This is a genomic window from Parafrankia sp. EUN1f (genome assembly GCF_000177675.1).
Classification (GTDB): Bacteria; Actinomycetota; Actinomycetes; order Frankiales; family Frankiaceae; genus Parafrankia.
Map to the genome: position 1 here is coordinate 50,488 of NZ_ADGX01000051.1, position 8,827 is coordinate 59,314.

Below are 8,827 nucleotides of genomic sequence, written 5' to 3' on the forward strand. Positions count from 1 at the left end.
CGGAGCCGGCCTGCCGGCGGGCTTTCTGCCCGCGTTGCGGGCCGCCACCAGCGCCGGCAGCGTCAGCCAGGACCCCGCAGACCTGACCGCGGCCCGGGCGGACCGGTCCGGCTGGCCGTCACCGGCACCGCCGGCGGTCGTCGTCCGGGCCGCCGGCGTCGACGACGTGTGCGCGGTGCTGCGCCTGGCGCACGAGTACCGCGTCCCGGTCGTGCCACGCGGCGCCGGGACGGGGCTCGCCGGCGGCGCGGTCGCCGGCCCCGGCGAGCTGGTCCTGAGCCTGGAGCGGATGAACCGCATCCGCGAGCTCTCCCCCGCCGACATGATCGCCGTCGTCGAGCCGGGCGTGCGGGCCGCCGAGCTGGACCAGGCCGCGGCCGCGCACGGCCTGCGCTACGCACCCGACCCGGCCAGCCTCGACATCTCCACCCTCGGCGGGAACATCGCGACCAACGCCGGTGGCCTGCGCTGCGCGAAGTACGGCGTCACCCGCGAGGCCGTGCTGGGGCTCGACGTGGTGCTGCCGGGCGGGGAGCTGCTGCGCACCGGCCGGCGCACCGTCAAGGGAGTCACCGGCTACGACCTCACCGCGCTGCTCGTCGGCTCGGAGGGGACCCTCGGCGTGGTCGTCGCGGCGGCGCTGCGGCTGCAGCCGATTCCGCCTGGGCAGCCGGCCACCATCGCGGCCTACTTCCGCGACGCGCACGCCGCCGCGGCCGCCGCCGGCGCCGTCCTCGCCGCCGGTGTGACGCCGGCGCTGCTGGAGCTGCTCGACGCCCGTTTCCTCGCCGCGCTCGACGCCTGGCGCGGGACGGACCTGCGGGCACGCGGGCAGGCCCTGCTGCTCGCGCAGACCGACGGCGCGGGTGCCGCGGCGGACGCCGACCGACTGGCGGCCGCGATACGCGAGCACGCCACCGTCGTGGAGATCAGTACCGATCCGGCGAGCGCCGACGAGCTGCTCGCCGCCCGCCGGCTGGCGCTGCCGGCGATCGAACGTCTCGGCCGGCCCCTGATCGAGGACGTCGCCGTGCCCCGCTCACGCCTCGCCGACATGGTCGAGGCGATCGCCCGCATCGGCGAGCGGCACGACGTGGTGGTCGCCACCCTCGCCCACGCCGCCGACGGCAACCTCCACCCGATCTTCGTCGTCGACCCGGCCGAGGCCGTGGCCGGTACCGGCATCGGTGGGGCAGAGCTGGATGCGACCGCGGGGGACCCGGGCGCGCCGCAGGTACCCGAGGCGGTGTGGCGCGCCGCCGACGAGGTGTTCACCACCGCGTTGGAGATGGGCGGCACGCTCACCGGTGAGCACGGGGTCGGCCTGCTCAAGCGCCGCTGGGTGGCGGCCGAGCTCGGCGACGGCTCCGTCGACCTGCAGCGGCGGCTTCGCGCCGTCTTCGACCCGCGCGGAATCCTCAACCGGGGCAAGGTCCTGCCAGACCCGGCGAACACGGCGGCCGTGTAGTCCCGCCCGCCCGCGGCGCACGCAAGGTCCTTTGGCAATCCGCAAGAAGTGCGGATCTCGGTTGCTGCGGCAGCCAGAATCCGCGCTTCTTGCCCGGAAGCAGCGGTGGCAGCGGAAGCCCGAGACTCGGGGACCCACCACCGTGCTCAGGTACTCGGCGGTCCAGCCCTAGTCGATGACGTCCGGTTCGAGGCCGACGGTGAGCCAGTCCGAGTACGACAGGCCGGTCAGCTCCTCCAGACGGGCGATGTCGGAGGTGAAGTAGGGCAGCACCGCGGCCCGCTCGGCCGGGGTCAGCTTCGGGCGCCCGCCGCGCTCACGCTGCAGGAGGGTGAGTAGCGGGCCCCGCACCGCCAGGCGCACCGGCACCGGGAAGTGATAGCCGATCTGGCCGCCCGTGCGCAGCACCGCCCGCAGCACCGCGTTCGGCCGGGTGTCCGCCACGAACGGGGTGACGTTCTGCGAGGGCACGACGTCCAGCAGCCCGGTCTCGACGCCGAGGAACTCGCAGACCCGGTCGAGGGTGGCCTTCGGTTCGTCGCGCAGGTCGCGGTAACGCAGCAGGAGCACCTGCTCGCGCGGGAACAGCTCGAACAGGTGGGCGAGCTGTTCCCCGTAGAGCCCCTGCGAGACGTAGTGCCAGAAATGCGCCCAACCGGCGGCGCGGCGGCTCTCCTCCAGCGCGCAGGCGCGGACGAAGTCCCGCTCCGGCTCGAGGCCGGCGGCCCACAGATGCGTCCAGTTCGAGTGGGCCCGGTCGACCGGGTTGCGCAGCAGCACCACCAGCCGCGCCTTCGGCAGCAGCCGGCGGATCCGGTTCTGCGCGTCGAGGTCGTAGAGATAGAACGGGGTCGCCTCGCCGCGCAGTGCCCCGGGCGGCGCCTGGTCGAACAGCGCCTCGTAGTCCGCGGGCCGCCACACGTGTTCCTGACTGGTCTGGACGTCGCCGGGCCCGCGCCAGGCGGGCGGCGGCCCGTCCGAGAGGAAGAACTTCGGCTCCTTGACCTGGGACAGGAACAGCTGCGGGTGCCGACTGAGCGCCGCGTGGATGGCGGTCGTACCGGCCTTGGGGACGCCGATGACGAGGAAGTCGGGCAGGGGCATCTCGACACGCTCCTGATGGGGCGACACGACACAGAATCCGTGTAACGACAGGTGACGACCCGGCGTCGCGTCGTCGTCCGGAGCTTAACCGGTAAGTCCGATCGAAATAGTGGAAAGAGATCGAGAGTGGGCGAGGCCGCACGGCGACAACCCGGCGACAGCGTGGCGACGCGGCACCGAACGCCGGCGAGCCCCCGGATCCCCGACATGTTTACCGGCTAAGTAGGATTGCCGCGTGACAACCGGACACGCCGAACGGGCCGAGCACCTTCCCCTCCCCCTGCCTGACGCGGGGGCGATCGTGGTGGGCCCGCCCGGCGACGGCCCGGGCTACTGGGCCGGCGCGCCCAGCGCGATCCTGGTGGACGGCGTCTACTACCTCACCTACCGGCTGCGCCGGCCCGTCGGGCGCGGGCGCGGCTATGCGGTGGTCGTCGCGTCGTCCACCGACGGCGAGCACTTCACCCAGCTGGCCACGATCACCCGCGGCCCGTTCGGCGCCGAGTCGCTCGAACGCGCCGCGCTCGCCGTCACGCCGCAGGGCACCTGGCGGCTCTACGTCAGCTGCGCCACCCCCGACAGCTACCACTGGTGGGTCGACGTCCTGGAGGCCGACTCCCCCGCCGGCTTCGACGCCAACCGCAGGCAGACCGTGCTGCCCGGAGATGCGCGCACCGCCGTGAAGGACCCGGTGATCAGGTACGACGGCGACCGCTGGCACCTGTGGGCGTCGTGCCATCCGCTGGAGGACGACACCGCCACCGACCGGATGGACAGCCGCTACGCCACCAGCCCCGACGGTCTGACCTGGACCTGGCACGGCGTCGCCCTGGCACCGCGCCCGGGGCACTGGGACGCCCGCGGTGTCCGGATCAGCTCCGTCCTTCTCGACGGTGACCGGGCGGTGGCGTTCTACGACGGCCGGGCGAGCGCCGCCGAGAACTGGGCCGAGCGCACCGGTGTCGCGTTCGGCACGGGCCCCGGCCACTTCGAGGCGGTCGGGGTGGAGCCGGCCGCGCAGTCATTCGACGCCGACCACGCGCTGCGTTACCTCTCCGTGGTCGAGCTGCCCGGCGGCGGCTACCGGACGTACTATGAGATCGCCCGCCCCGACGGCGCGCACGAGCTGCGCTCGCAGCTCCACCCGGCGTAGTCGCACCCCACGGGCTCCAACCCCACGGGCGACGCCGTCCGCGGCGCCTGACGCTGATCGCGCCGAGATCCTGGACGGGGCTACGCGGCGGTCAGGCTTCGCGGTGCGGCGATCAGGCCTCGGGCGTCAGGCTTCGAGGCGGCGGAACTGGCTGGCGTGGAACACCAGTGGGCTGATGCCGTGGTCGGCGTCGAGGTCGTGCACCCGCAGCAGGATGACGTCGTGGTCACCCGCGCGCACCTCCTGCTCGATGCTGGTCTCGATCCAGCCGCTCGCCCCGTCGAGCAGGACGGCGCCGTGCTCGCTCACCCGCCAGCCCAGCTCGGCGAAGCGGTCATCACCGCGCCCCGCGAGCTGACGGGCCACCCGGTCCTGATCGGCGCTGAGAATGCTCACCCCGATGCGGGCCGCGCTGCGCAGCACGGGCCAGGTGTTGGACGTGTGTGCGACGCACAGCGACACCAGCGGCGGCTCGAGGGAGACGGAGGTGAAGGAGCTCGCCGCGATTCCCACGGGTGCGCCGTCGACCAGAGCGGCCACCGCGGCGACCCCGGACGGGAAGGCACCGAAGACGTGCCGCAGCCGCCTGGGGTCAAGCGCCGGCAGGGCTGTCACCATCTGCTCGCCTCCGTGACGATGATCGGGCTCAGCGCCGGCTCGTTGCGCAGCGCCTCCAGGAACGTGACGACCTCAGCGGAGACCGACCGGTGGTGGACGTCGTTGAGCACGTCGTGGTGCGCGCCGCGGACGACGGTGAGGCGCGCGTTCGGCAGCGACTTCGCCGCGCGGGTGAGCGCGTCGCGGTCGGCGACGGGGTCGGTGTCGCCGACGAGCAGCAGCTGCGGCAGCGCGGCGGTGCTGCCGTAGGCGAGGTCGAGCAGCGCGTCGGGGACGACGTCGCCGAGGCTCCCCCGCTGTACTGCCGGGTCGTCGCTGAGCACACCGCGATGCACCGGGCAGTGGCTGCGGGCGTCCAGCTCGTCGTCCCAGCCGCCGGTGGCGTGGGCGCCGTAGCCGGGCAGCCCGGCGAGGACGAGGGCGTCCGGCCGCCAGACGTCCGCAATGGCGCGCTGACCACCCGCGGCGAGCGCGGCGAGCGCCGCGAGCGCCACCGCGCCGGTGTCCGACCCGACCGCGACGAGCGGCTGGGCCAGCTCGTCTCCCACGCCGGCCACCGCTTGTGACAGCTGCTTCGCGATCAGCTCGAGCGAGGCGACCGGGTCGGCCGGGTCGATCGCCGGTGCCTCGGTGACCCGTACGCGGTAGGTGTCCGACGCCACGCGGGCGCCGAAGCGGCGGTAGACGGCCGGGCTCTCACCGCGGCCCGGCACGATCAGAACGGTCCCGCGGGTGCGCAGGCCGCCGGTGGCTTCGAAGTCGAGGTGGTCGGTCATGGTGTCGGGCTCCCGCCGGTTCGGGCTGTGCGGTGGGCCGCGGTACGACGGTGCGCCGCCACGGCAGGACAGTGAGTGAGGGTCAGGTCACACACCGGCGGGCTGCAGCGTCTGCTGGCGGGCCGCGGTGTGGCGGTTCTCGGGGATGGGCAGCCCGAGATTGCCGCGCAGCGTCGTGGACTCGTACTCGTCCCGCACGACGCCACGCTCGCGCAGGATCGGCAGGACCTCGTCGACGAAGCGCGCGAACTCGCTGGGCACCGTCACGATGATGTTGATGCCGTCGAACGCGCCGGCACGGAACCAGCGCTCGATCTCGTCGGCCACGGTGCGCGCCGAGCCGACGAAGGGTGAGTAGTGCGCGCTGAGCTGGTGCTCGACCACCTGGCGCAGGGTGAGGTTGTTCTCCCGGGCGTGCTTCTTGATGGCCTCCGCCTGGGTGCGGAAGCTGAGCGCACCGGCGTCACCGACCTCGGGGAACGGCGCGTCCAGGTCGTACTGCGAGAAGTCGTGCCAGCCGAACGGCCGGCCGAGCTCGGCCAGTGCCCGGGCGAAGCTCTTCGCGCCCAGGGTCGCCCGCTGGAGCTCGCGGGCCTCCTCGTCGGTGTCGGCGATGATCGGCGAGATGCCCGGGAACACGAGCACCTGCTCGGGGTCGCGCCCCTTGGCCGCCGCCCGTGCCCGCAGCTCGGTGCGGAACGCCTGGGCCTGCTCCAGCGTCTCGGCGTGTGTGAAGATCGCCTCGGCGACACTGGCGCCCAGGTCACGGCCCTCCTCGGAGTCCCCCGCCTGGAAGATCACCGGCTGCCCCTGGGGGGTGCGCTCCAGGTTGAGCGGGCCGACCACCGAGAAGTACTCGCCGCGGTGGTTCAGCGTGTGCTGGCGGTCGCGGTCGAAGAACATGCGGCGTTCCTTGTCCCGGGGGAAGGCGTCGGCCTCGTAGGAGTCCCACAGCGCCCGCGCGACCTGGACGTGCTCCAGCGCCCGGCCGTAGCGGGTCGCGTAGTCGTAGTGCTCGTCCCGGCTGTAGTTGCCCGCCGTACCGGCGTCGCCGCTGGTGACCACGTTCCAGCCGGCCCGCCCACCGCTGATGTGGTCGAGGGACGCCAGCCGGCGCGCGACGTTGAACGGCTCGTTGTAGGACGTCGTGATCGTCCCCACCAGGCCGATGTGGCTGGTGTGCACCGCGATCGCGGACAGCAGCGTGAGCGGCTCCAGCCGGCTGAGGTAGTGGTGCGGCGAGTCCGGGGTGATGAACTGGCTGTCCACGATGAAGACGAGATCGAACTTCGCGGCCTCGGCGGCCTGCGCGCGGGCGATGTACCAGTGGACGTCCACGCTGGCGTTGCCCGGGATCTCAGGGCTGAGCCAGGTGTTGTGCTGCCCTGGCCCGCCGACCCCGAACAGGACGGCACCGAGCTTCAACGTGCGAGGCTTCAGCGTGCGAGCAGACATCGGTGGACCTTTCCTGGTCGGCAAACACGCGCCGGACCGCCCTCGGACCGGGCGATTCAACACGCAAAGTGACGATCTTGCGCCGGGCATGCCGGACCGACACCCCGAATCGGCGACGATCCACCGCCGGGCGGACCAGCGACTTCGACGGCCTGAGCGGGCCATGTGCTCAGTGCGGCGCGGCCCCTGGACCGACCGCGCGGCGAACCGGTGCAGCCCAGCCGGCAGAACGCCTGATCAGAGGGCTGGCAGCGGGCGGGACACGGTCAGCGGCAGCGCGTGGCGGCACCGCGACACACGGCGGCACCGCGACAGGCGAGGTCGATCAGATGACAGCCGACGCCCGCCGCTACGATCTCCGACCCGTTCATGGGCCCAGCATGCGTCCGTTTGGCGGCCGGTGTCCAACTACGCTTCACAATGATGATCTATAGCGTTCCGCGATTATTTTCACCATTCCAGTGAAGATAGTGTGGCCGATAGGTAGCCTGACCTGGTGGGACGGACCCTGGACATCGCCCCGCTGCGCAGCTTCGTCGCTGTCGCGGACTGCGGCGGCTTCCAGCGCGCGGCGTCCTCACTGCACCTCAGCCAGGCGGCGGTCAGCCAGCATGTGCGCCGCCTGGAGGCCGCGACGGGCCGCATCCTGGTCGAACGGCAGGGGCGCGGCTCCCGGCTCACCCGCGACGGCGAGCACCTCCTCCGCCAGGCCCGGCGGATCCTCCGCCTGCACGACGAAACCCTGCACAGCTTCGTCCCCCAGGCCGCGGAACCTGTGATCATCGGGTCGACGGAACATGCCGCGGCGCAGCTGTTGCCGCCCCTCAACGGGGTCCTGGAGCAGGAACTGCCCGACCAGGTCATGCGCTTCCGCATCGACCGGGGCAACCGCCTGCGGGAAGGCCTCGACACCGGCCAGGTGGACCTGGCCCTGCTGCTCGGGCCGGCCGACGACCCCCGTGCCTGGCCGGTCGGCCAGCTCGAACTGACCTGGTACTCCGCCCCCACCTGGGAACGGCCGTCCCTGTCCCAGCCCGTCCCGCTGGTCGTCTTCGACCAGCCCTGCTCGCTGCGCAACCGCGCGTTGGAGGCGCTGTCCTTCCACGCGATCCCGACCGTGATCGGAGCGGAGGCCGTCCAGCTCGCCGGTGTGCAGGCCGCTGTCCGGGCCGGCCTCGGTGTCGGGCTGATGGCTACCCTGGGCCAGACCCCGGAGGGACTCGTCGCCCGCGACGACCTGCCCCAGCCGGCCCCCCTGCCGATCGCTCTCTGGGCCCGGCAGAGCCTGCCCACCGAGATCTCACGGCGCGTCGCCGAGGCGTTGTGCCAACTGCTCCTGGCACCCGTGCGCCCGGGCTCCACGAGCCTGGACCCCACGACCCTGGACCCCACGACCCTGGACCCCACGGCCCTGGCCTCCCAGCCTCTGGCCCCCGAGTCCCTGCCTCCCGAGTCCCTGACCGCACCGGCGGACGCGCACCTCGAACCCAGTACCAGCAAGGGAGTCTGATGCCCGCCATCCACGTCCCCGCCGGCAGCGCCGACGGGAGGTTCGTCCGCACGCCCAGCGGCGTCCTGCTGCCCGCCGACATCGACCCGTTCCACCGCCGCCTGTTCCACATCGCCCCCTCAGCCCTCGTCGGCGACACCACGCAGACCTCGGGCATGCGGCGGCTGGAAGCGGTCAGCGGCAAGACCGTCGGCGCGCAGAGCCTCTGGATGGGGCAGACACACGTCCCGGCGGCGACGGCGTCCGGTAACCACCACCACGGCGCGTCGGAGACCGCGATCTACATCGTCTCCGGCAACCCGGCCTTCGTGTTCCTCGACGTCGACGGCGACGAACCGGTCGAGACCCGCGTCGAGACCTCCCCCGGCGACTACATCTTCGTCCCGCCCTATGTGCCGCACCGCGAGGAGAACCCCGACCCCGACGTCGAGGCGGTCGTCGTCATCGCCCGCACCACCCAGGAGGCGATCGTCGTCAACCTCGGCGACCTCGGCTGGTCCGAGGTCCGCCTCGACGCCCCGGGCACCCCCGGCACGGAGTGCTGACCGGAATCGGAACGCGAGCCCGCCCGCTCCCCTGCCCCCATCGGGCGAGAACCTGAGGATTGTGGTCGCCCGAGAGCACGTGTAGCGAAATCCCGAGAAGTCGCGGATCCGCGGCCCGCGCCGACGGAAGGCGAACCGCACCCGCACCGCCAACCGTCGAGGTGCCCCGCACCGCCGCACAGCACCAACAGTTCACCT

The 8,827-nt window shown here is 72.8% G+C and carries 8 protein-coding genes; 4 read left to right on the forward strand and 4 right to left on the reverse strand.

Translation table 11 applies throughout. The features are described from left to right. Nucleotides 1-34 precede the first annotated feature (34 nt). Nucleotides 35-1,468 carry an FAD-binding oxidoreductase gene (locus tag FREUN1FDRAFT_RS16995; RefSeq protein WP_006541347.1) on the forward strand — a complete coding sequence of 478 codons (1,434 nt, stop codon included), beginning with the start codon at nt 35-37 and terminating at the stop codon, nt 1,466-1,468. Between the two features lie 168 nt (nt 1,469-1,636). On the opposite strand, the gene FREUN1FDRAFT_RS17000 is transcribed toward FREUN1FDRAFT_RS16995, so the two are convergent. Beyond that, complete coding sequence (locus tag FREUN1FDRAFT_RS17000; RefSeq protein WP_006541348.1) at nt 1,637-2,572, reverse strand: sulfotransferase; 936 nt, start codon at nt 2,570-2,572, stop codon at nt 1,637-1,639. Between the two features lie 235 nt (nt 2,573-2,807). Between FREUN1FDRAFT_RS17000 and FREUN1FDRAFT_RS17005 the strand changes: the two genes are divergently transcribed. Then, the gene (locus tag FREUN1FDRAFT_RS17005; RefSeq protein ID WP_006541349.1) at nt 2,808-3,725 is read left to right on the forward strand and encodes a hypothetical protein; all 918 of its coding nucleotides are present in this window, start codon (nt 2,808-2,810) and stop codon (nt 3,723-3,725) included. Between the two features lie 126 nt (nt 3,726-3,851). Here FREUN1FDRAFT_RS17005 and FREUN1FDRAFT_RS17010 read toward each other — a convergent pair whose 3' ends face one another. The 3 genes from FREUN1FDRAFT_RS17010 to FREUN1FDRAFT_RS17020 all read right to left on the reverse strand — a co-directional run bounded on the left by FREUN1FDRAFT_RS17010 (nt 3,852) and on the right by FREUN1FDRAFT_RS17020 (nt 6,574). Further along, entirely contained in the window at nt 3,852-4,343 is a 492-nt protein-coding gene (locus FREUN1FDRAFT_RS17010; RefSeq protein ID WP_006541350.1) for a flavin reductase family protein, read from the reverse strand. After that, nucleotides 4,337-5,119, reverse strand: coding sequence for an alpha/beta hydrolase (locus FREUN1FDRAFT_RS17015; protein ID WP_006541351.1), 783 nt, complete (start codon nt 5,117-5,119; stop codon nt 4,337-4,339). Before FREUN1FDRAFT_RS17015 ends, FREUN1FDRAFT_RS17010 begins: the two co-directional genes overlap by 7 nt. An 87-nt stretch (nt 5,120-5,206) precedes the next feature. Continuing rightward, entirely contained in the window at nt 5,207-6,574 is a 1,368-nt protein-coding gene (locus tag FREUN1FDRAFT_RS17020; protein WP_006541352.1) for an NtaA/DmoA family FMN-dependent monooxygenase, read from the reverse strand. Between the two features lie 496 nt (nt 6,575-7,070). Here FREUN1FDRAFT_RS17020 and FREUN1FDRAFT_RS17025 point away from each other — a divergent pair, with 496 nt between their 5' ends. Continuing rightward, nucleotides 7,071-8,084 (forward strand): LysR family transcriptional regulator, encoded by a 1,014-nt coding sequence (locus tag FREUN1FDRAFT_RS17025; RefSeq protein ID WP_006541353.1) that lies wholly within the window; start codon nt 7,071-7,073, stop codon nt 8,082-8,084. Next, entirely contained in the window at nt 8,084-8,629 is a 546-nt protein-coding gene (locus tag FREUN1FDRAFT_RS17030; RefSeq protein WP_006541354.1) for a cupin domain-containing protein, read from the forward strand. Before FREUN1FDRAFT_RS17025 ends, FREUN1FDRAFT_RS17030 begins: the two co-directional genes overlap by 1 nt. Nucleotides 8,630-8,827 lie beyond the last annotated feature (198 nt).